The 21,252-nt window shown below is 72.8% G+C and carries 18 protein-coding genes and 1 tRNA gene; 8 read left to right on the plus strand and 11 right to left on the minus strand.

Going from position 1 to position 21,252, the window contains the following annotated elements; genetic code table 11:
• Positions 1-8: 8 nt before the first annotated feature.
• A complete protein-coding gene (locus tag ACFOW4_RS27590) occupies positions 9-3,749 on the minus strand; it encodes a S8 family serine peptidase (protein WP_377533063.1) in 3,741 nt (1,246 codons plus the stop codon).
• A gap of 213 nt (positions 3,750-3,962) precedes the next feature.
• Between ACFOW4_RS27590 and fabG the strand changes: the two genes are divergently transcribed.
• Positions 3,963-4,721: a 3-oxoacyl-ACP reductase FabG gene (fabG, locus tag ACFOW4_RS27595; protein WP_377533065.1), complete on the plus strand. Its 759-nt coding sequence runs from the start codon at positions 3,963-3,965 to the stop codon at positions 4,719-4,721.
• Positions 4,722-4,802: 81 nt separating this feature from the next.
• Here fabG and ACFOW4_RS27600 read toward each other — a convergent pair whose 3' ends face one another.
• Both ACFOW4_RS27600 and ACFOW4_RS27605 read right to left on the minus strand, forming a co-directional pair.
• The gene (locus tag ACFOW4_RS27600) at positions 4,803-5,219 is read right to left on the minus strand and encodes a hypothetical protein (RefSeq protein ID WP_377533067.1); all 417 of its coding nucleotides are present in this window, start codon (positions 5,217-5,219) and stop codon (positions 4,803-4,805) included.
• Positions 5,212-5,652 (minus strand): hypothetical protein, encoded by a 441-nt coding sequence (locus ACFOW4_RS27605; RefSeq protein ID WP_377533069.1) that lies wholly within the window; start codon positions 5,650-5,652, stop codon positions 5,212-5,214. The genes ACFOW4_RS27600 and ACFOW4_RS27605 overlap by 8 nt, the downstream gene beginning before the upstream one ends.
• Before the next feature lie 296 nt (positions 5,653-5,948).
• On the opposite strand from ACFOW4_RS27605, the gene ACFOW4_RS27610 reads away from it, so the two are divergent.
• Entirely contained in the window at positions 5,949-6,854 is a 906-nt protein-coding gene (locus tag ACFOW4_RS27610) for a Gfo/Idh/MocA family protein (RefSeq protein WP_377533173.1), read from the plus strand.
• Between the two features lie 98 nt (positions 6,855-6,952).
• On the opposite strand, the gene ACFOW4_RS27615 is transcribed toward ACFOW4_RS27610, so the two are convergent.
• Entirely contained in the window at positions 6,953-7,144 is a 192-nt protein-coding gene (locus ACFOW4_RS27615; protein WP_377533070.1) for a DUF2795 domain-containing protein, read from the minus strand.
• Between the two features lie 105 nt (positions 7,145-7,249).
• Between ACFOW4_RS27615 and ACFOW4_RS27620 the strand changes: the two genes are divergently transcribed.
• Entirely contained in the window at positions 7,250-8,506 is a 1,257-nt protein-coding gene (locus ACFOW4_RS27620; protein WP_377533072.1) for an erythromycin esterase family protein, read from the plus strand.
• 10 nt (positions 8,507-8,516) lie between these two features.
• Here the strand turns inward: ACFOW4_RS27620 and ACFOW4_RS27625 are convergent, their stop codons facing one another.
• The 3 genes from ACFOW4_RS27625 to ACFOW4_RS27635 form a co-directional block, all read right to left on the minus strand.
• Positions 8,517-10,718 (minus strand): MMPL family transporter, encoded by a 2,202-nt coding sequence (locus tag ACFOW4_RS27625; protein WP_377533074.1) that lies wholly within the window; start codon positions 10,716-10,718, stop codon positions 8,517-8,519.
• The gene (locus ACFOW4_RS27630; protein ID WP_377533076.1) at positions 10,718-11,299 is read right to left on the minus strand and encodes a TetR/AcrR family transcriptional regulator; all 582 of its coding nucleotides are present in this window, start codon (positions 11,297-11,299) and stop codon (positions 10,718-10,720) included. Before ACFOW4_RS27630 ends, ACFOW4_RS27625 begins: the two co-directional genes overlap by 1 nt.
• A gap of 128 nt (positions 11,300-11,427) precedes the next feature.
• The gene (locus ACFOW4_RS27635; protein WP_377533078.1) at positions 11,428-11,862 is read right to left on the minus strand and encodes a winged helix-turn-helix transcriptional regulator; all 435 of its coding nucleotides are present in this window, start codon (positions 11,860-11,862) and stop codon (positions 11,428-11,430) included.
• Positions 11,863-11,974: 112 nt separating this feature from the next.
• Here ACFOW4_RS27635 and ACFOW4_RS27640 point away from each other — a divergent pair, with 112 nt between their 5' ends.
• Positions 11,975-12,934: a DNA polymerase domain-containing protein gene (locus ACFOW4_RS27640; RefSeq protein WP_377533080.1), complete on the plus strand. Its 960-nt coding sequence runs from the start codon at positions 11,975-11,977 to the stop codon at positions 12,932-12,934.
• A 59-nt stretch (positions 12,935-12,993) separates the two neighbouring features.
• On the opposite strand, the gene ACFOW4_RS27645 is transcribed toward ACFOW4_RS27640, so the two are convergent.
• The 4 genes from ACFOW4_RS27645 to ACFOW4_RS27660 all read right to left on the minus strand — a co-directional run bounded on the left by ACFOW4_RS27645 (position 12,994) and on the right by ACFOW4_RS27660 (position 15,519).
• Positions 12,994-13,068 (minus strand) — tRNA-Arg (locus tag ACFOW4_RS27645).
• A gap of 90 nt (positions 13,069-13,158) precedes the next feature.
• On the minus strand, positions 13,159-13,851 hold the full coding sequence (locus ACFOW4_RS27650; protein ID WP_377533175.1) for a winged helix-turn-helix domain-containing protein: 693 nt from the start codon (positions 13,849-13,851) through the stop codon (positions 13,159-13,161).
• A 187-nt stretch (positions 13,852-14,038) separates the two neighbouring features.
• The gene (locus ACFOW4_RS27655) at positions 14,039-14,710 is read right to left on the minus strand and encodes a DUF305 domain-containing protein (RefSeq protein ID WP_377533082.1); all 672 of its coding nucleotides are present in this window, start codon (positions 14,708-14,710) and stop codon (positions 14,039-14,041) included.
• Positions 14,711-14,718: 8 nt separating this feature from the next.
• Positions 14,719-15,519, minus strand: coding sequence for a DUF3105 domain-containing protein (locus ACFOW4_RS27660; protein WP_377533084.1), 801 nt, complete (start codon positions 15,517-15,519; stop codon positions 14,719-14,721).
• A 98-nt stretch (positions 15,520-15,617) separates the two neighbouring features.
• Here ACFOW4_RS27660 and argS point away from each other — a divergent pair, with 98 nt between their 5' ends.
• The 4 genes from argS to thrC all read left to right on the plus strand — a co-directional run bounded on the left by argS (position 15,618) and on the right by thrC (position 21,195).
• Positions 15,618-17,282 carry an arginine--tRNA ligase gene (gene argS / locus ACFOW4_RS27665; RefSeq protein ID WP_377533085.1) on the plus strand — a complete coding sequence of 555 codons (1,665 nt, stop codon included), beginning with the start codon at positions 15,618-15,620 and terminating at the stop codon, positions 17,280-17,282.
• Positions 17,283-17,287: 5 nt separating this feature from the next.
• The gene (gene lysA, locus ACFOW4_RS27670) at positions 17,288-18,670 is read left to right on the plus strand and encodes a diaminopimelate decarboxylase (RefSeq protein ID WP_377533087.1); all 1,383 of its coding nucleotides are present in this window, start codon (positions 17,288-17,290) and stop codon (positions 18,668-18,670) included.
• Between the two features lie 8 nt (positions 18,671-18,678).
• Positions 18,679-19,998, plus strand: coding sequence for a homoserine dehydrogenase (locus ACFOW4_RS27675; RefSeq protein WP_377533177.1), 1,320 nt, complete (start codon positions 18,679-18,681; stop codon positions 19,996-19,998).
• A 147-nt stretch (positions 19,999-20,145) separates the two neighbouring features.
• Entirely contained in the window at positions 20,146-21,195 is a 1,050-nt protein-coding gene (gene thrC, locus ACFOW4_RS27680; protein ID WP_377533089.1) for a threonine synthase, read from the plus strand.
• Positions 21,196-21,252 lie beyond the last annotated feature (57 nt).

The raw sequence follows: 21,252 nt of genomic DNA on the forward strand, positions 1-21,252 counted from the left end.
AACGATCATCAGCGCACGCCGAAGGCGCGGATCACGGTCTGCTCGACGGAGTTGCCCGAGCGGTCCGTGGCGCTGGCGCGCAGCGACACGTACGCCGCGCCCTTCGGTGCCCGCAGGTGCGCCGTCCCGGAGCCGACCTGCGCCCCGTCCAGCGTCTGCCTCTGCCAGTGCGCGCCGTCGTCGTACGAGACCTCCAACGTGACCGGCCCGAGCCGGCCGGCACCGGCCGCCCCGGGGAGCTGTGCGGCCGAGACGGTCAGGTCGGTACGGCCCTTCGCGGTGCCGGCAGCGTCGGTGTCGACCGCGTAGTCGAGCTGGAGCAGCGGCAGCACACTCGACTCGACACCGGCGGCCGGTGCCGTCGACCGGAACCGCCACTGCGTCTCGGTGCGGGTGGAGTACCGGCCGGCGGCCGGGTCCTGCCTGGTCGCGACGACCAGCCGGTACGGCAGATCCCCCGTGCCCGGCGCGGTGCCGCTCACCCACGTGCTGCTGCTCTGGCCGAGCAGCTTGTCGCCCTGGTAGAGCTGGTTGGTCTGCTCGGCCCCGTTCAGCGCCATGCCGACGTGGTCGTCCCCGCCCCAACCGGGTACGTCCAGGTTGAGGTTGTCACCGGAGCGGGTGGGCAGCTTGAAGTTGTTGTTCAGGTGCGGCCGTTCGATCGGCTCGAAGAACTGCTCCGTGCCTCCGCTGCCGGCCCGGTAGCTGGTCCGGGTGTCGATCTGGTACGTGCCGGATTCGAGGTACGCCTCCTGGCCCCACTGGTACAGGTCGCCGGTGGACACCCAGTCGGTGCGGACCGGGGCGAGCGGCCGGTTGCTGGTCCGGCCGATGCCCCAGTCCGAGTACGACGGCCAGTCGAACCGGAACTCACCACCCCGGGTCTGCGGGGTGGGGACGCCGAAGCCCACGTCGATCCGGGCCAGCGTCGTGCGGGTCTCGGTCCGGGTCAGCTCGCGCGGAATCCGGTTGTGGTAGCCCTGGGCCAGGTCGTACGCGTAGTCGGCGACCGGCTGGGACGCCACCTCGACGCTCGTCGGGCCGCGCTGGATCCGCTGGATCAGCGCCTCGCCCTCGTCCGTGCTGAGCAGCGCCACCTCGATCGGCGTGGGGGTGAAGAAGTCGACCCCGTAGTCGCGCACCTCGCGCCACGGGTTGTCGTTCACCACCACCATCAGCCTGGCCCCGGCGGCGGTCGCCGCCGCGGCCTGCTCGGAGTCGCCGACCGCCTCGTTGTGCCGGACCACGACCACCTTGCCGCGGGCGTCCAGCTTGGCGTAGTCGCTCGCCGCGCCGTTGCCGGCGTACACGGCGGGCAGCGTCCACCGGCCCTTCGGCAGTTGGGTGGTGCCCTGCTGCCGCACCACGTCGTCGAAGTCGACGGTCGCGGTGCCGACGCTGAGCTCCGGCTGCTCCCGGCGCCACCGCGCACCGACATAGAAGTCGCCGTGCGTGACGTCGTGACTGGTCGGCTGGGCCCAGAAGCTGTCGTAGAACACGGCGCCCTCGATGAACGAGCGCCAGCGGCCGGCCCCCTCGGACCGGTAGTAGTCCAGCCGGGCGAACGTGTCGGCGGTCGGCTGCGGCACCAGCGACTGGATCCGCCGGGCCGCCGTGCCGTCCAGCCGGACGGTGGTGTCCGCGCGCAGGTCGATGTCCGGGTCGCCGAGCAGGGCCAGGCCCAGCGAGTTCGGCCCGTGGCTGCCGGTGACGTTGAGGAAGCTCATCGCCGAGTAGACGCCTTCGGGCAGGTTCAGCTGCACCGTGCCGTCGGAGTCGGTGTTGATGAAGGCCGGCTCGGAGCTGCCCGGCTGACCCAGCTCGATGAGGCCCGGGGCCGGCTTGCCGGCCCGGTCGGTCAGTTCCAGCCGGAGCGCGTGGTACGGGGTGTAGGTGCCCACGCCGATCGCGGTGCGGGTCAGCACGGCCCGGTCGGCTCCGGTGGCGACGAGCTGGCCGGTGTACCGGCTGCCGGCGCTGGCCCGGGAGGTGTCCGTGGTCAGGGTGACGGCGGCGGTGCCGTGCGCGGGTACGGTCAGCCGCGTCGCGGACAGGCTGAACAGCCCGGCCGGTGCGGTCGGGGCGTCCACCGCCACGTCCAGCGTGATCGGCTGGCCGGTCGTGTTGGTGTACGTCACCGGGTGCGTGCTGCCGCCCGCCTTCGCGGTCTCGTACCGCACGCTGGTGGAGACGGCGCCGGTGGCGACGACCGGGGCGCGTACGGCCGCGGCGACGTCGACCCGGCCGGTGCCGGCCTGGTACGCGTCGTACTGCGGGGTCGCCCTGGTCGTGCTGACCAGCGCGTCCTTGAGCTGCTGGCCGGTCCAGTCCGGGTGCTTCGCGGCGAGCAGGGCGGCGGCGCCGGCCACGTGTGGCGCGGCCATCGAGGTGCCGTCGTGCCGCTCGTAGAAGCCCTCGCCGGGCGAGTACTGCGACCGGGCTGCCAGCACGCCGACGCCCGGCGCGGTCAGCTCCGGCTTGATCGCCTCGTCGCTGATCCGTGGCCCCTGGCTGGAGAAGTAGGCGAGCTGGTCGTCGGCGTCGACCGCGCCGACGGTCAACGCGGCGTCCGCCGCGCCCGGGGCGGTCACGGTGCCCGGCGCGCCGAGGTTGCCCGCGGAGACGACGAACAGGGCGCCGGTCTCCGCGCTGAGCGTGTTGACCGCCTGGCTGATCGGGTCGGTCCCGTCGGTGGGCTGGTTCGAGCCCAGGCTCATGTTGATGACGGTGGCGTCGGCCTCCCGGGCCGCCCACTCCATGCCGGCGAGGATCCAGGAGTCGTACCCGAACCCTTCGTCGCTGAGCACCTTGCCGATGGCGAGCCGGGCGTCCGGGGCGACGCCCTTCTCGCGCCCGGCGGAGGCGGCGCCGGTGCCGGCGATCGTGGAGGCGACGTGGGTGCCGTGTCCGACCCGGTCGGTGAGTTCCTCGCCGGGTACGAACACGGCCGACTCGGCGATGCGGTCGGCCAGGTCGGGGTGGCCGGCGTCGATGCCGGTGTCCAGCACGCCGACGCGTACGCCCGCGCCGGTGTCACCGCCGGCCCACACCTCGGGGGCGCCGATCTGCGCGGTGGTGTCGGCGAGGTCGGCGTGTACGCGCCCGTCCAGCCAGATCTTCGCGATCCCGCCGCCGAAGCGTCCCGTGCCGCCGGAGGCCCCGGCGGGCGACTTCGCCGCGGGGGTGATCGCGGCCCAGAATTCGTCCGCCCGGTCGCGGTCCTCGTGCAGAGCGGCACCCTTGATGCTGCTCAGGGCGCGGGTGCGGGTCGCTCCGGTCGGCACGGCGCCGGTCCGGAGCCCGGCCGCCGCATCGGTGTACGACACGATCAGCGGCAGGTGATCGACCTTGGCGTCGGCGTACCCGTCGGCGATCAGCCCGGTGACGTTGAACAGCCGCTTGTCCAGGGTGCCGGCGGCCAGGTACGGGAGCACGGACTGCGGGTAGACGTACAGGTCGGTGCCGGATTCCACCACCCGCACCTGGGTGGGGGTGCCGTCCGGACGCCGCGCGTCGACGGTGCCGCCGTTCGCGCCGCGCCGGGTGGTGATCACGTCACCGGTGATCAGGGTGACCGAGTGGGTGCCGGGTGGGGTGGGCAGGTCGTGCGCCGCGGGGGCCGCGGCTTTCCGGTCGGGCTGAGCCGCCGGGTCGGGAGCGGCGGCCAGGGCTGGTGAGCCTCCGGTCACCGCCAGAACCGCGGAGACCACGGCGGCGAGCCGGGCTCCACGGGGACGGGGGAACTTCACGGGTTGTCGTCCTTGCCTCGTCTACTGCTCCAGTCGCCGCCTGAGGGGACGGCGACGCCTCCGGATGCACTCGCCGAGATGGTTGTCGCCGGGCAAGGGCATCGATCGGAGGACCGGACGAGACCGTACGCCGACAAGATCCTTTCGTATAGGAGAACTTCCTGAGTGCGGGTTAAGCTCCTTCGATCGAGCTCAAGTTACCGGGAGGTAATCATGTCGGAGGAGCCCCGCGTCGCCATCGTCACCGGAGCCGCACGCGGCATCGGCGCGGCCACCGCCCGCCGGCTGGCCGCCGACGGGATGGCCGTGGCCGTGGTCGACATCGAGGAGTCGGCGACCAAGGAGACGGTGGATGCCATCGCCGCCGCCGGTGGCCGCGCCCTCGGGGTCGGCGCCGACGTGTCCGACCGGCCCCAGGTCGAGGCGGCCGTCGAGCGGGTCGCCGCCGAGTTGGGCGCGCCCACCGTGCTGGTCAACAACGCCGGCGTGCTCCGCGACAACCTGCTGTTCAAGATGACCGACGGCGACTGGGACACCGTGCTGGGCGTGCACCTGCGCGGCGCGTTCCTGTTCAGCCAGGCCACCCAGAAGCACATGGTGGAGCGCAGGTGGGGGCGGGTCGTCAACCTCTCCAGCACCTCCGCGCTGGGCAACCGGGGCCAGGCGAACTACTCCGCCGCCAAGGCCGGCCTCCAGGGCTTCACCAAGACGCTCGCCATCGAGCTGGGGCCGTTCGGGGTGACCGTCAACGCGGTCGCGCCCGGCTTCATCGTCACCGACATGACCGCCGCGACCGCCGCGCGGATGAAGGTGGACTTCGACGACCTGCAGAAGCACGCCGCCGCCGAGATCCCGGTACGCCGGCCGGGCCGCCCGGAGGACGTCGCCCACACCATCTCGTTCCTGGTCAGCGAGGGCGCGTCCTTCGTGTCCGGCCAGGTCATCTACGTCGCCGGCGGCCCGCGCGACTGACCGCACCTCGACGGCCGCCCTTCCCACCGCAAGGGCGGCCGTCCGGTCGTCCCGGGCCGGCGGGTACGGCGCCGTCGGCGCTCAGGCCGGGTCGCGGCGGGTACGCCAGAGCCAGAACAGGCCGAGCACCGGCAGCACCAGCGGGATGTACCCGTAGCCGCTGCCGAACTGCGACCAGACCGTCTCGTCGGGGAAGAGTTCCCGGTCGACCAGGCTGAGGATGCCCACCGCGACCACACCGACCAGTTCCACCGAGCAGCAGAGCAGCGCGATCCGGCGCCCGGTGTGCCCGGCGCGGGCCAGCCCCACGGCGGCCACGATGTAGATCAGCGCGGCGACCGCGGAGAGCAGGTACGCCACCGGCGCCTCGTCGAACTTGGTGGCGATCTGCAGCCCGGCGCGGCTGGTGGCGGCGATCGCGAAGAGCAGGTAGACCGCGATCAGCAGTCGCCCCGGCCCGGTGTTGGTGGCGCGTCGCGGCGCCGACGTCTCAACCACCGAGCACCTCCCAGGTCTGCTGCAACCGGACCACGACCACCGGGGTGACCAGGCAGACCGCGCAGACGATGCCGGAGCCCCAGCGGGTGGGTTCCATCCGGGCCAGCACCGCGGCCAGCGGCGGCAGGCAGACCACCGTCACCAGATATCCGGCGAACGCCCCCGGCTCGCCCGGACGCTCGCCGCCCCCGAGGGCGACCAGCGCCACCACGGTCAGCGCGAGCAGCGCCAACTCCAGCACGGCCAGGCCGATGAACTGCGTCCGGTCCGGCGGCCGGTTGCGCAGCGCAGCCACCAGCGCCCACACCGCGAGGGCGAGCGACAGCACGATCGATGCCGTCGCCAGGACCCCGTCCACCGGCGAGTCGGCGGCTGCGGCTGCCGCTGCGCTGGTCATCGGGCTCCACCCGGTCGTTGCCTCGGTCACCGGCACAGCCTACTAACCGCCGTAGTAACCGCAGCCGCCCCGTCGACCGTCGTGTTGTCCGAGCAGTGCGGGATGGTTGCTCGGCGTCCAGCCGCTCGCTGTCGAGCTGCCCCGGATATGGGGCAGCTCGACAGGCGCGCATCGGGGGTGTCCTCAGCATTCGCGGCGCTCGTCGCTGGTGGATCCGGCCGCCGGTGAGGTTGCCGGTTGGTCGACCCGCCGCCTGCGCCCCCGACGGGGCGACTAGCGTGGATCACGTCCGTGGCGTCGCCGCGGCGAGGGTGAGAACGGTGGAGGTACTCGTGCTGCGGTTCGGCTTGTTCGGCACCGGTCACTGGGCGATCGAGACGCACGGCAAGGCGCTGCACGCACACCCGGACGCGGAACTCGTCGGCGTGTGGGGGCGCAACCCGGAGCGGGCCGCCTTCCTGGCCGAGCGGTACGGGGTGCCGGCGTACGCCGACGTGGACGCGCTGATCGACGCGTGCGAGGCGATCGCCGTCGCGCTGCCACCGGACATCCAGGCGGACATCGCCGCGCGGGCGGCCGCCGCCGGCCGGCACCTGCTGTTGGACAAGCCGTTGGCGCTCACCGTCGCCGACGCGGACCGGGTGGTCGCCGCCGCCGAGGCGTCCGGCGTGGCCTCGGTCATCTTCTTCACCCAGCGGTTCCAGCCGAACGTGACCGCGTTCCTCGCCGCGACCGCCGCCGTCGGAGGCTGGCAGCACGGCCGGACCACCGCGTTCGCCTCGATCTTCCAGGAGGGCAGCCCGTACGGCGGTTCGCTGTGGCGCCGCGAGCACGGCGCCCTCTGGGACATCGGCCCGCACGCGCTCTCGATCATCCTGCCGGTGCTGGGCCGGGTGACCCGGGTGGCCGCGATGGACGGCCTGAGCGGGACCGTGCACCTGCTGCTCACGCACGAGGGGGGCGCCACCAGCAGCGCCGCCCTGAGCCTGGACGCCCCGACCGAGGCGATGACCCGGGAGTTCGTGTTCTACGGCGAGAACGGCATCGAAACCGTGCCGAACGGCGACAGCGAACCGGCGACGGCGTTCGGCGTGGCGATCGACCAACTGATCGAGCAGGTACGCACCGGCACCCGGGACCACCAGTGCGACGTCCGCTTCGGCCGCGACGTCGTCGCCATCCTCGCCGCCGCCGAGACCGCCCGCACCGAGTCCCGCACCGTAACCCTCCCCGCCTGACCTCACGATCGAGCGGCGTGGCGGGCCGCCCGGATCCGGCTGCTCTCCGCCGGTGACCGCCGCGTCGGAAGGGACCACCCGGTCCCTTCCGACGCCGGTCAGGCGAGGGTCTTCAGCGCCTCGCTCAGCTCGGCCGGCGAATCGAACTGCTCCGCCGGCAGCGCGTGGAGCATCTGCAACATCGCCGTGCTGGCCCCGTTCTCCTGGCCCCAGCGGACCAGGTCCTCGCGGGAGACCGGGTAGTCGAGCCCGGCCAGGTACTCCTGCAACTGAACCCCGGTGACGGTCATGCCGGCCGGCTACCCACTCCACGCGCCGACACACCGGCTCCGACGGCGTGTCGGCCCGCGGCACGCCGACGGTTTGTCGCAGCGGACGTCGGGTAGCCGGCCGCCATGCTGGTTCAGCGGCTCGGCGCGCCGAGCGACTTCGACCCCTTGCTGGAGCGCGTCCGGGATGCCCGGGTGGTGATGATCGGCGAGTCGACCCATGGCACCTACGACTACTACCGGCTGCGGGAGCAGCTCACCCGACGGCTGATCGCCGAGTGCGGTTTCTCGTTCGTGGCGGTGGAGGGCGACTGGCCGGACTGCGACCAGGTGAACCGTTCGGTCACCGCCACCGCGGGTGGGATCGTCGAGCCGCAGAGCGCGCTGGAGCGGTTCGAGCGGTGGCCGACCTGGATGTGGGCGAACGCCGAGGTGTCCCGGTTCAGTCGGTGGCTGCGGGCGTGGAACCTGGAGCGGCCGGCGGACCGGCGAGCCGGATTCCACGGGCTGGACGTGTACAGCCTCTGGGAGTCGATGCAGGCGATCTTCGACTACCTGGGGGAGGAGGATCCCAGCTCGCTCGAGGCGGCGCAGGACGCGTACCGGTGCTTCGAGCCGTACGGCAAACGGGTGGAGGAGTACGGCGCGGCCAGCCGGTTCGTCTCGGCCCGGTGCGAGGAGGAGGTGGTCCGACTGCTGGCGCGGACCCGGGAACAGGCCCTCTCGGACGGCCCGGACCGCTTCTCGGCCTGGCAGAACGCGGAGGTGGTGGCCGGTGCGGAGCGCTACTACCGGGCGATGGTGGCCGGTGGTCCGGATTCCTGGAACATCCGCGACACCCACATGCAGGACACCCTGGACCGGCTGCTGGACCGGTACGGTCCGGGCGCCCGGGGGATCGTCTGGGCGCACAACACGCACGTCGGGGATGCCCGGGCCACCGACATGGCCGCGGACGGGATGATCAACATTGGTCAGCTGGCCCGGGAGCGGCACGGCGACGAGGCGGTGGCGCTGGTCGGCTTCGGCAGCTACCGGGGCACGGTGATCGCCGCACCGCGCTGGGGCTCGCCGCCCGAGGCGATGGTGGTGCCACCGGCCCGCCCGGGTTCCGTGGAGCGGCGGCTGCACGAGCTGATGCCGGAGCGGGCGGTGCTGGTCTTCGGCGGCGACGACCAGCCCGGCTGGGTCACCGGTACGGCGGACCACCGGGCGATCGGTGTCGTCTACGACCCGTCCTTCGAGTCCTGGGGCAACTACGTGCCCACCCGGCTCGGCGAACGCTACGACGCCTTCATCTGGTGCGACGAGACCACCGCCCTGCACCCGCTGCCCTCCCCGGCCACCCCCGGCGAGCTGGAGACCTATCCCGCCGGGGTGTGACCGGGCGGCGTCAGACCCGGGCCGGGGCGCGGTCGTCGAGGTGCTCGCGCAGGCCCTCGCCCTCGATGTCCACGTTGGGCAGGACGCGGGACAGCCAACGGGGCAACCACCAGGCCCGGTCGCCCAGCAGCGACATCACCGCGGGGACGATGGTCATCCGTACCACGAACGCGTCGATGGCCACGCCGACGGCGAGCGCGAAGCCCATCGACTTGATCACCGGGTCGTCGAGGAACACGAAGCCGCCGAAGACCGAAATCATGATCAGTGCGGCGGCGGTGACCACCCGTGCGCCGTGGCCCATGCCGCTGATCGTGGCCTCCCGGGCGGTGTCGCCGTGCACGAAGTCCTCCCGCATCCGGGAGACCAGGAACACCTCGTAGTCCATCGCCAGCCCGAACAGGATCCCGATCAGCAGGATCGGCAGGAAGCTGATCAGCGGGGCGGGCGTGTCCAGGCCGACCAGGTCGGCGAGGTGACCCTGCTGGAAGACCGCCACCGTGATGCCGAACGTGGCGGCCACGGTGAGCAGGAAGCCCAGCGCCGCCTTGACCGGCACCAGCAGCGAGCGGAACACCAGCATCAGCAGCAGCACCGAGAGCCCGACGACCAGCAGCAGGTAGACCGGCAGCGCGTCGGAGAGCTTCTCGGAGACGTCGATGCCGATCGCCGTGACGCCGGTGAGCAGCACCTCCGTGCCGCTGATCCCGCGCACCGAGTCGCGGATGTCGTGCACCAGCGTCTCGGTGGCCTCGTCGGTCGGGCCGGTCTTCGGCACCACGCCGAGCAGCGCGGTCCGGCCGTCCGGGCTCAGCTGCGGGGGCGCCACCGCGAGCACGTTGTCGGTGCGCTGGAGCAGCGCGGTGACCTGCGGCAGCGCCGCCGTGGTGGCCTGCGCGTCGGTGCCGGCCACGACCACCGCGAGCCGGCCGGTGAACCCGGGCCCGAAGCCCTCGGTGATCAGGTCGTTGGACACCCGGGCGGGCGAGCCCACCGTCGCCGTGCTGGCGTCCGGCAGGGCCAGCCGCATGTCCGGCGTGGGCAGCGCGAGCAACCCGAGGCCGAGCAGCCCGACCAGGATGACCGGTACCCGGAAGCGGGTGACCAGCCGCGCCCAGCGGAAGCCGAACCCGGACCGGTCCTCGGCCGCCGCCGGACGGTCGGCCGCCGCCAGCGCGCTGGCGTCCGCGGTGACGGCGGAACGCAGCCGGCGGGGGAGCACCCGGCGGCCGGCGAAGCCGAGCAGCGCCGGCTGGAGCGTGATCGCGACGAGCACGGCCACGGTGACCGTGCCGGCGGCGGCGAGACCCATGACGGTGAGGAACGGGATGTCCACCACGGCCAGCCCGGCCAGCGCGATGACCACGGTGGCGCCCGCGAACACCACGGCGGAGCCCGCGGTGCCCACGGCGCGTCCGACCGCCTCCTCCGGGGGCAGGCCCTCCAGCAGGTTCTGCCGGTGCCGGGAGGTGATGAACAGCGAGTAGTCGATGCCCACCGCGAGGCCGAGCATCAGCGCCAGGATCGGCGCGGTGCTGGTCAACTGGATGGTGCCGCTGAGCGCGTACAGGCCGGCCATGCCGACGCCCACGCCGATCAGCGCGTTGAGCATGGTCATCCCGGCGGCCACCAGTGAGCCGAACGTGATGATCAGGACGATCGCCGCGACCAGCACGCCGAGGGCCTCGGTCGAGCCGATCTCCGGCTCGCCGCCCAGCACCTCGCCGCCGGGGGCGACCTGCCAGCCCTGTGCCTCGGCGGAGGCGCCGACCTTCTCGTACGCGGTGCGCTGCGCGTCGGTCACCTCGTCGGCGCCGGTGGCGAACTGCACCTGGACCAGCGCGTACCGGCCGTTCGGCGAGACCGCGCCGGCCTGGAACGGGTCGACCGCGCCGACCACGCCGGGCAGGCTTCCGGCCTGCTCCACGATCTCCTGCACCACGGCCCTGCCCTGCGGGGTGGCCAGTTGGCCGTCGCCGGGCGCCTTCACGGCGATGGTGCCGGTCGCGCCGCTGGCCGCGGGGAACTGCTCGGCGAGCAGGTCGAGCGCGCGCTGACTCTCGGTGCCGGGCATGGTGAAGTTGCTCGCCGTCGGGCCGCGCAGCACGGCGGCGGCCAGGCCGGCGCCGACGAGTACGACGAGCCAGAGCGCGACGACGAGCCGCCGCCGGCGCAGCGCGCCCCGGCCGAGCCGGTAGAGCAGGGTGGCCATCAGGGTTCCTTGTCCTCGGTCGTGGGTGGAGGGGTCTCCTCGACGGGTTCGAGGGCCCGTCGGATGAGGGTGAGCAGGGCGGGGCGCAACTCGTCGTCGGGTACGTCGACGAACTCGGCGCACGCCTCGGGGATGCCGGCGAGCAGCACCAGCGCGCTGATCTGGGCGGCCGGTCGGTCGGAGTGGCCGGCGAAGGCGTCGCGCAGCCGCTCGGAGATCCGCTGGATGTGCGCGAACGCGGGCTGCGCCAGCAGTTCGGGGAACTCGCCACGCAGCAGCGCGATCTCCCGCCGGAACCGGACCGCGAGGTCGACGAAGCCCTCCGCGGCGGTCCGCTGTGCGGCAACGCCGGTCAACCCGGTGAGCCGGTCGTCGAGGGCACGCAGCACCGCGATGGCCGGGGCCATCAGCTCGGCGAGCAGGGCTTCCTTGTTGGCGAAGTGGTAGAGCACGGTGGCCTTGGAGCACCCCACCTCGCCGGCGATGTCCTGGAGCGAGGTGCCCCGGTAGCCGGTCACCGCGAAGCGGCGCGCCGCCGCGGCCAGGATCTCGCCGTGCGTCTCGGACACCGCTCGGGCCATCGGTCCACCTCCCGCGGACCAGCATGCCTGACCGATCGGTCAGACGCTGACCGATCGGTCAGGTGACTGCGGTGGCATTCGCCACAGACACGTGAGGTTTGACCGGACGGAGAGCCGGTCGTCGCAGGTCAGGCGGTGCCGTGTGCCCGGTCGTACGCGCCGCGCGCGTCGGCGATGGCCCGGCGGTGCCGCTCGGCCCAGCTGGTGAGGGCGACCAGCGACTCGTACAGCTCCAGCGCCATCGGGGTGGCGGTGTACTCCACCCGGGGTGGCACGGTCGGATAGACCTTGCGGTGCAGCAGGCCGTCGCGCTCCAGGTTGCGCAGGGTCAGCGTGAGCATGCGGCGGCTGATCCCCTCGATGTGCCGTTCCAGCTCGGTGAAGCGCACCGGGCCCTGGGAGGCGGCCACCAGGATGCCGATGCTCCACTTGCCGCCGACCCGGTCGAGCACCTCGCGGACGGTGCACGCCTTGGCCTGACCCGGGGTGAACGGCACGTCTGCGGCCGCGCACGCCAGCTCGCTCGCGGCCGGCTCGGGCACATCGCTGTTCCTCTGGGACATGACAGTGCCTCCTTCCGCTCGGGTTCATGGTCACAGACGATGACGTCGGTAACAAACCATGCACCAAAGAGGTCCGGTTGACCGCCGGCGCGCGGGCCGGGAGGGTGATCCGATGAGCGAGGCTGACGAGACGCGCGACGGGGTGGCCCTTACCAACCTGGACCAGCCGCTGTCCGACGTCGCGGAGGGGACCAAGCGGGACCTGGTCGACTATCTGGACGCCGTGGCGGACCGGATCCTGCCCGGGCTGCGCGACCGGCCGCTGTCGGTGATCCGGGTACGCCCCGGGCAGCCCCCGTTCATGCAGAAGAACCTCCCGAAGTACACCCCGGACTGGGTACGCCGGATGCCGGTCTGGGCGGAGGCCTCGCACCGGGAGGTCTCCTACGCCCTCTGCGACGACCGGCGCACCCTGCTCTGGTTCGCCAACCAGCGGGCGGTGGAGTACCACCCGACGCTGGCCACGGCGCGGGACCTGCACCGGCCGACCCATCTGGTGCTCGACCTGGACCCGCCCGAGGGGGACTCGTTCGGCGCGGCGGTCGGCGCGGCGCTGCTGGTCCGTCAGGCGCTCGCCGACGCCGGCCTGGCCGGCGCGGTCAAGACCAGCGGCGCCAAGGGCGTGCACGTCTTCGTACCGGTGGCCGAGGGGCCGACGGCGGAGGACCTGGCCGCGGCCACCCGGGCCGTCGCGGCCCGCGCCGAACGGCTGGACCCGGCGCTGGCGACCACGGCGTTCATCCGGGAGGACCGGGGCGGCCGGGTCTTCGTCGACGCCACCCGGGCCGGTGGGGCGACCGTGGTGGCCGCGTACAGCCCGCGGTTGCGGCCCGGCCTGCCGGTCTCCTTCCCGGTCGACTGGGCCGACCTGGGTGCGGTGACGCCGGCCGACTTCACCATCCGGACCGTCCCGCCGCTGCTCGCCGGGGGCGACCCGTGGGCCGCGCTGATGCCGGCGCCGCAGCCGCTCCCCGACGACCTGGTGGCCGAGGGACGGACCATCCCGGTGGCGCGGGTGCAGGCCATGCACGAGGGCAAGCGCCGCGCCCGCGCCCGCCGCGAAGCCGGCTGACGATGCGCGGGTTTGGATGCGACGAAGCCCGGGCCAACGGCCCGGGCTTCGGTGTCTGGTGGTGCCCCCGGCAGGATTCGAACCTGCGCCCCCGCCTCCGGAGGGCGGTGCTCTATCCCCTGAGCTACGGGGGCTCAGCGACTGGAGAAGACTAGCAAACCTCCTCCGTGAACGCCGAATCGGTATCCGTTGACCCGATCGTGTCGTCGACCCCGGTCCGGTGGTCAGGCCGCGACCGCCCGGCCGCAGCTGGGCAGCGGGTGCAGCACGATGCGGCGGGGGAGTCGGCGGGGCCACTCGTTGCGCGGCCAGGAGCCGTCCACGATCAGGTGCACCGTGCGCTGCTCGGCGCCGCTGAGCCGCAGCACGAAGTCGCGGGGGAGCGGCGGGTCCACCGTCGGCGTGGTGATCATGAAGCGCACCCGACCGCGGGAGGAGACGGCGGAGATCACGTCCGCCGCCGGCATGGTGCCGCGCAGCCGGATCCGGCCGATCCAGTAGACCTCCGCGAGATGCTCCTGCGCGGCCCGGGTGATCGCCGGGTACTCGCTGCGTACCCAGCGCTCAACCGCGCCGACGCAGAGCCCGCAGGCGCGCTCGCGCGGCTCCCGCGGACCCAACCCCCAGGCCCGCAGGTACGCCCCGACGGCGCCCGGGTCGAGCGGTAGCTCGAACCGGCGCTGGATGAACGTGGTGAGGCTCTGCCGCGTCCACAGCTCCTCGTCCAGCCCCAACTCGTCGGGGTGGACCCCCCGCAGCCCGTCGATCAGTTCGAGTTCCTGTTCGCGGCTGAGCATTCCCGGCTCGCCCTGCCGCTGTCCGCGACGGACGGCTGCCACCGCCCCGTCACCGCCGATGGTGTGGCGTCGGCACCAACTGGTGACCGAACGCCGTGCGTCTCTGAGTGCAACCCCCACGTCTTGGGCAACGAGCCCGAATCGCAACTGGTCACGATATGTGCGGAGAAAAGTCTCTAAGCAACGTAATCGGTCGGACCGATCAAAACGCCCATAGTGGGACGGCGGCCTTGCAACCGTGACGACGCGGGCCCGCGTACCGCCTGCTCATGGCGGTGACGCGGGCCCGGAAGCGCCGGTCGCGGGCTCAGCCCTTGGCCTGCTGCTGGAGTTGACGGAGGTTGTTCAGCTCGTTCTGCTGGGTGGCCTTCATGGTCCGCGCCACCCGGAGCACCTCGGCGTCGTCGGTCTCGTCGAGCACCCCGTCGATCATGTGGATGCCGCCCAGGTGATGGTTGATCATCAGAGCCAGGAACTGCCGGTCGACCTCGATGCCCCGGGCGTCACGCAGCGCGGCCATCTGCTGCGGGGTGGCCATCCCCGGCATCAGGCCGTCCTTGACCAGGCCGGACCCGTCCGACATCCAGGACATCGGGGGCTGCGAGCCGGTCGGGCTCAGCCCCCACTCCCGCAGCCAGGTCTGCATGGCGCCGATCTCACCCTGCTGCCCCGTGGCGATGTCGACGGCCATCTGCCGCACCCCGGGCAGCGTCGCCGACCGGTAGGCGGTGAGACTCATCTCCACCGCCTGGGTGTGGTGCGACGTCATGTCCCGCGCGAAGCCCGCCTCGACCGAGGCGTCACCGGGTCGGGCCAGCCGCGGCGTCAGCAGGCCGCCGGCGTAGCCGAGCAGCAGGCCGACCACCAGCATGACGGCCAGCACCAGCACGCCGTAGCGCCGGGCCGGGGCCCGCCCGCTCTCGTCCGGGGCGGCCGGGACCTCGGGGCGCTCGCTGTCCGTCGTCGCGGGAGCAGTCATCGCCGTCCTTACTGGGTGGGCTGCTGGAGGTCGTCACGCGGGGTGGTGCCGGTGGCGGTCACGCCCTGGTTGCACAGCGCGGTCGGACCCTCGACGGAGGCGTTCACCCGCAGGTCCTTGATGAAGTCGTCGATCCGCTTGTCGTCGGCGTTGTCGACCTTGAGCTGGTAACCCCACGCCTGGAGCGAGATCGGCTTGTCCAGGCCCTCGTACGGGCTCATCATCATCTTCTCGACACCGCGGACCTTGCCGGCGAGCTTGTCGATCTGGTCCTGCGGCAGGCCCGGCTTGTAGGTGATCCAGACCGCGCCGTGCTCCAGGCTGTGCACCGCGTGCTCGCTGGCGATCGGGGCGTCGTACACGTCGCCCATGCAGTTCTGCCAGGCGGCGTTGTGCACGCCGCCGACCGGCGGCGAGTACTTGTAGGTCAGCGGACCGGCCTTGTGCGCCTCGTACTTCAGGCTGTCGGGATCCGATTTGCGGTAGTTGGCGATGCCGTCGATGGCGTTGGCCCGCTTGTCCCACGGCTTCGAGCCCTGGAACGACGCCCAGGCGCCGTACCCGATGATGCCGGCCGCGAGCACGCCCACGGCCACGAAGAGCGCGATCGGCCCCCAGGCCCGCCCCTGGCTCACCTTGACCGGCGTGATCGGCTTGCGGGGGCCCTTGCCACCACCGGCCCGCGGGGTGCCCGCCGGCTTGCCGGACCCGGCCTTGGCGCCGGACGCCGGGCGGCCGGCCGCCGGCTTCTTGCCGGTGCTGACCACGGTCGGACGGCGCTCAGGGCCGCCCGGGGTGCTGATGCTCATGGTGCCTCGTCAGGTCGGTCGGTCAGGGGAGGTGGCGGGCCGGATGACGCGCAGGGTCGCCGCCGAAGGCCCGAGTCTACCCCCGATAACATGGTTCGGTGACTCCTGCAGAACTCGCCTCGGTCGTCCTCACCGCTGCCCACGCCGTCTTCGACGAGCGTGGCCTGGACCGCGCCGCGCTGCCGGAGAGCACGGCGGTGGAGCGACCCCGCAACCCGGAGCACGGCGACTACGCCTCGACGCTCGCCCTGCAACTGAGCAAGAAGGTCGGGGTGCCCCCGCGTGAGCTGGCCGCCGCCCTCGCCGACCAGTTGGGCCGGGCGCCCGGCATCAAGTCGGTGGAGATCGCCGGGCCGGGCTTCCTCAACATCCGGCTCGACGCGGCCGCCGCCGGTCAGCTCGCCCGGGTGATCGTCGAGGCGGGTCCGGAGTACGGCCGCAGCGACCGGTTCGCCGGCGAGAAGATCAACCTGGAGTTCGTCTCGGCCAACCCCACCGGGCCGGTGCACATCGGCGGGGTCCGCTGGGCCGCCGTCGGTGACGCGCTGAGCCGACTGCTGCGGGCCACCGGCGCCGAGGTGGGCACGGAGTACTACTTCAACGACGCCGGTTCGCAGATCGACCGGTACGCCCGGTCGCTGCTCGCCGCCGCCAAGGGCCAGCCCGCGCCGGAGGACGGCTACGGCGGGGCGTACATCGGCGAGATCGCCGCTGAGGTGCAGGCGCGCCGGCCGGAGGTGCTGACCCTCGACGACGCCGCCGCCCAGGAGGTGTTCCGGGTCGAGGGCGTCGCGCTGATGTTCGACGAGATCCGCAGCTCGCTGCGGGACTTCGGGGTCGAGTTCGACACCTACTTCAACGAGAAGGACCTGCACGACCGGGGCGAGCTGGACCTCGCCCTGACCCGGCTGCGTGAGCAGGGCCACCTCTACGAGTCCGAGGGCGCCACCTGGCTGCGTACCACCGACTTCGGTGACGACAAGGACCGGGTGCTGCGCAAGTCCAACGGCGAGTGGACGTACTTCGCCGCCGACTGCGCCTACTACCTGGACAAGCGGGAGCGCGGCTTCGAGCGGGTCGTGATCATGCTGGGCGCCGACCACCACGGCTACATCGGCCGGATGAAGGCGATGGCCGCCTGCTTCGGCGACGACCCCGAGCGCAACCTGGAGATCCTCATCGGGCAGCTGGTCAGCCTGCTGCGCGACGGCGCGCCGCTGCGGATGAGCAAGCGGGCCGGCACCGTGGTTACCCTTGAGGACCTGGTCGACGCGATCGGCGTGGACGCCTCCCGGTACGCGCTGGCCCGCTACTCCAGCGACTCGCCGATCGACATCGACGTGGAGCTGTGGACCCGGGCCACCCGGGACAACCCGGTCTACTACGTGCAGTACGTGGCCGCCCGGACGGCGAGCGTGGCCCGCAACGCCGCCGAGGTCGGGCTGACCCGGGGTGACGCCGACGCCTTCCGCGCCGAGCTGCTCGCCCACGAGAAGGAGAACGAGCTGCTCAAGGCGCTCGCCGAGTTCCCCGACGTGGTCGCCACGGCGGCCGAGCTGCGGGGGCCGCACCGGGTGGCGCGCTACCTGGAGGAGCTGTCCGGGGCGTACCACCGGTTCTACGACAACTGCCGGATCCTGCCGCGCGGTGACGAGGAGGTCACCGACCTGCACCGGGCCCGGTTGTGGCTCAACGACGCCACCCGCACGGTGATCGCCAACGGGTTGTACCTGCTCGGCGTCTCCGCACCCGAGAGGATGTAGTACCCATGCGCGCTCACGAGGCCGGTGCCCTGCACGGCGACATCGGCAGCCGGCCGGCCTGGCTGCGTACCCCCGGCGACGTCAACGCCCTGGTGCCGCAGCTGTGGCCGCGCAACGTCACCCGGGCGGCCGACGGCGCGCTCGCCGTCGCCGGCCTCGGGGTGCGTGAGCTGGCCGCCGAGTTCGGCACCCCGGTGTACGTCCTCGACGAGGACGACCTGCGCTCGCGCTGCCGGGACTTCCGGGCCGCCTTCCCGACCGAGGACGTCTACTACGCGGGCAAGGCGTTCCTCTGCCGCGCGGTGGTCCGCATGATCGCCGAGGAGGGCATGCACCTCGACGTGTGCAGCGGGGGCGAGCTGGCCACCGCGTTGTCGGCCGGGATGCCTCCGGAGCGGATCGGCTTCCACGGCAACAACAAGTCGTTGGCCGAGCTGACCCGGGCGCTGGACGCCGGGGTGGGGCGGATCATCGTTGACTCGTTCACCGAGATCGACCGGCTGACCGCGCTGGCCCGGGAGCGCGGCGTGCGCCCCCGGGTGCTGGTCCGGGTCACCGTCGGCGTCGAGGCGCACACCCACGAGTTCATCGCCACCGCGCACGAGGACCAGAAGTTCGGCTTCTCGCTGGCCGGCGGCGCGGCCGCCGCGGCCGCCCTCAAGATCCTCGACGAGGGCGTCCTGGAGCTGCGCGGGCTGCACTCGCACATCGGCTCGCAGATCTTCGACGCCAACGGCTTCGAGGTCTCCGCCCGACGGGTGCTCGCCCTGCAGGCGCAGATCCGCGACGCGCGCGGGGTCGAGCTGCCCGAGCTGGACCTGGGCGGCGGCTTCGGCATCGCGTACACCACCCAGGACGACCCGTCCACGCCGCAGGACCTGGCCAAGCGGCTGCGCAAGATCGTCGACTCCGAGTGCGCGGCCGAGCGGCTGGCCGTGCCGCACCTGTCGATCGAGCCGGGCCGGGCGATCGTCGGCCCGGCGATGTTCACCCTCTACGAGGTGGGCACCGTCAAGGACGTCGACGGCATCCGGACGTACGTCAGCGTCGACGGTGGGATGAGCGACAACATCCGCACCGCGCTCTACGACGCGTCCTACTCGGCGACGGTGGCCTCCCGGGCCTCGACCGCCGAGCCGATGCTCGCCCGCGTGGTGGGAAAGCACTGTGAGTCCGGGGACATCGTGGTGAAGGATGAATTCCTGCCCGCCGACGTGCAGCCCGGAGATCTTGTCGCGGTGCCCGGCACCGGTGCCTACTGCCGGAGCATGGCCAGCAACTACAACCACGTGCCGCGCCCCCCGGTGGTCGCGGTGCGGGACGGCCAGGCGCGTCTGATCGTCCGGCGGGAAACCGAAGAGGACCTGCTGGCTTTGGATGTGGGATGACGTCACCTGTGCGCTTGGCGCTGCTCGGCTGTGGCACGGTCGGCCAGGAGGTGGTCCGGCTGCTGCACGCGCAGTCGGCAGACCTGGCCGCCCGGATCGGCGCTCCGGTCGAGATCGCCGGCATCGCCGTACGCCGGGCCGGCCGGGACCGCGGTGACCTGCCGATCGACCCGGCGCTGTTCACCACCGACGCGCTCGGCCTGATCAAGTCCGACGACGTGGACGTGGTGGTCGAGGTGGTCGGCGGCATCGAGCCGGCCCGCGGCTGGCTGGTCGAGGCGCTGCGCGCGGGCAAGAGCGTGGTCACGGCCAACAAGGCGCTGCTCGCCGAGGACGGCGCGGCCCTGCACGACGCGGCGGCCGAGGGCGGCGGCGACCTCTACTACGAGGCGTCCGTTGCCGGGGCGATCCCGCTGTTGCGCCCGCTGCGCGAGTCGCTGCACGGGGACCGGATCAACCGGGTCACCGGCATCGTCAACGGCACCACCAACTTCATCCTCTCCGCGATGGACGCCACCGGCGCCGGCTTCGCCGAGGCGCTCGAAGAGGCCACCGAGCTGGGGTACGCGGAGGCCGACCCGACCGCCGACGTCGAGGGCTTCGACGCGGCGGCCAAGGCGGCGATCCTCGCCTCGCTGGCGTTCCACACCCGGGTCGGCGCGGCCGACGTGCACCGCGAGGGCATCACCGAGGTGACCGCCGCGGACGTGGCCAGCGCCAAGGCGATGGGCTGCACGATCAAGCTGCTCTGCATCGCCGCCCGGGGCGCCGACGGCAGCGGCCGGGAGACGGTCAGCGTGCGGGTGCACCCGGCGATGATCCCGCTGAGCCACCCCCTGGCGAGCGTCGGCGACGCGTTCAACGCGGTCTTCGTCGAGGCGGACGCGGCCGGGCAGCTGATGTTCTACGGCCGGGGGGCCGGTGGCGCGCCGACCGCGAGCGCGGTCCTCGGCGACGTGGTGGCGGTGGCCCGCAACCGGCTCGCCGGTGTGCGCGCACCCAGCGAGAGCGCGTACGCCGACCTCGCGGTGCGGCCGATGGGGGAGGCGCTGACCCGCTACCACATCAGCCTGGACGTGGCCGACCGTCCCGGTGTGCTGGCCGCGGTGGCGGGCGTCTTCGCCCGCCACGACGTCTCGATCGCCACCGTGCGGCAGGGCTCGGCGGGTGGCGCGTCCGGCGCCGTCGGCCGGGGCGACGACGCCGAGCTGGTGATCGTCACGCACGTGGCACGCGACTCCGCGCTCGCCGCCACCGTCGAGGAGCTGCGCGGGCTGGACATCGTCCGGTCGGTGGCGAGCGTGCTGCGGGTCGAGGGCGGGCTGTGAGTCGTTGGTCCGGGCAGGGCGGGTCCGGGGTGGCCCCCGCGTCCCGCCAGGTGGGTAACCGTGGGTGCGCCACCGGTCGCTCCGGCACGCTGGTCCAGGCTGGCCGGGTCCCCTGGTCGGCGCGGCGGTAGAGGCGAGGAGAGCGAGATGTGGCGGGGTCTGATCGAGGCGTACCGGGATCGGCTGCCCGTCACCGACGCCACGCCCGTCGTCACCCTGCACGAGGGGAACACCCCGCTGTTGCCCGCGCCGGTGCTCTCCGCCCGGCTCGGCTGTGACGTGCACCTGAAGGTGGAGGGCGCCAACCCGACCGGCTCGTTCAAGGACCGGGGGATGACCCTCGCCGTCTCCAAGGCGGTGGAGGCCGGCAACAAGGCGATCATCTGCGCCTCCACCGGCAACACCAGCGCCTCGGCCGCCGCGTACGCGGCCCGGGCCGGGCTGACCTGCGCGGTGCTGGTGCCGCAGGGCAAGATCGCGCTCGGCAAGCTGGCTCAGGCGCTGGTGCACGGCGCGAAGCTGCTCCAGGTCAGCGGCAACTTCGACGACTGCCTGTCACTCGCGGCCAAGCTGGCCCAGGACTACCCGGTGGCGCTGGTCAACTCGGTCAACATCGACCGGCTGCACGGGCAGAAGACCGCCGCCTTCGAGATCGTCGAGGCGCTCGGCGACGCACCGGACATCCACTGCCTGCCGGTCGGCAACGCCGGCAACATCTCCGCCTACTGGATGGGGTACGCCGAGGAACTGGCCGACGGCGCCGCCACCCGGGCCCCGAGGATGTACGGCTTCCAGGCCTCCGGCGCCGCGCCGATCGTCAACGGCCAGGCGGTCCGGGAGCCGTCGACGATCGCCACCGCCATCCGCATCGGTAACCCGGCGAGCTGGACGAAGGCGCTGGACGCCCGCGACTCCTCCGGTGGCCTGATCGCCGCGGTGACCGACCGGGAGATCCTCTCCGCGTACCGGCTGCTCGCCCGCGAGGTCGGGGTCTTCGTCGAGCTGGGCAGCGCGGCCAGCGTGGCCGGCCTGCTCCAGCAGGCCGCGGCGGGCGCGGTGCCGCCCGGGTCGACGGTGGTCTGCACGGTCACCGGCCACGGTCTGAAGGACCCGGAGTGGGCCATCTCCACCGCGCCGGCCCCCCTCACCATCGCCAACGACCCGCTGGCCGCGGCCCGCTCGCTCGACCTCGTCTGAGCGACGAGCGGGGCGGGTCCCGTCGCCGGGACCCGCCTGGGGGGCACCGGAAATCGG

This window comes from Micromonospora sp. GCM10011542, assembly GCF_042650685.1.
In the GTDB taxonomy this organism is placed as follows: domain Bacteria; phylum Actinomycetota; class Actinomycetes; order Mycobacteriales; family Micromonosporaceae; genus Micromonospora.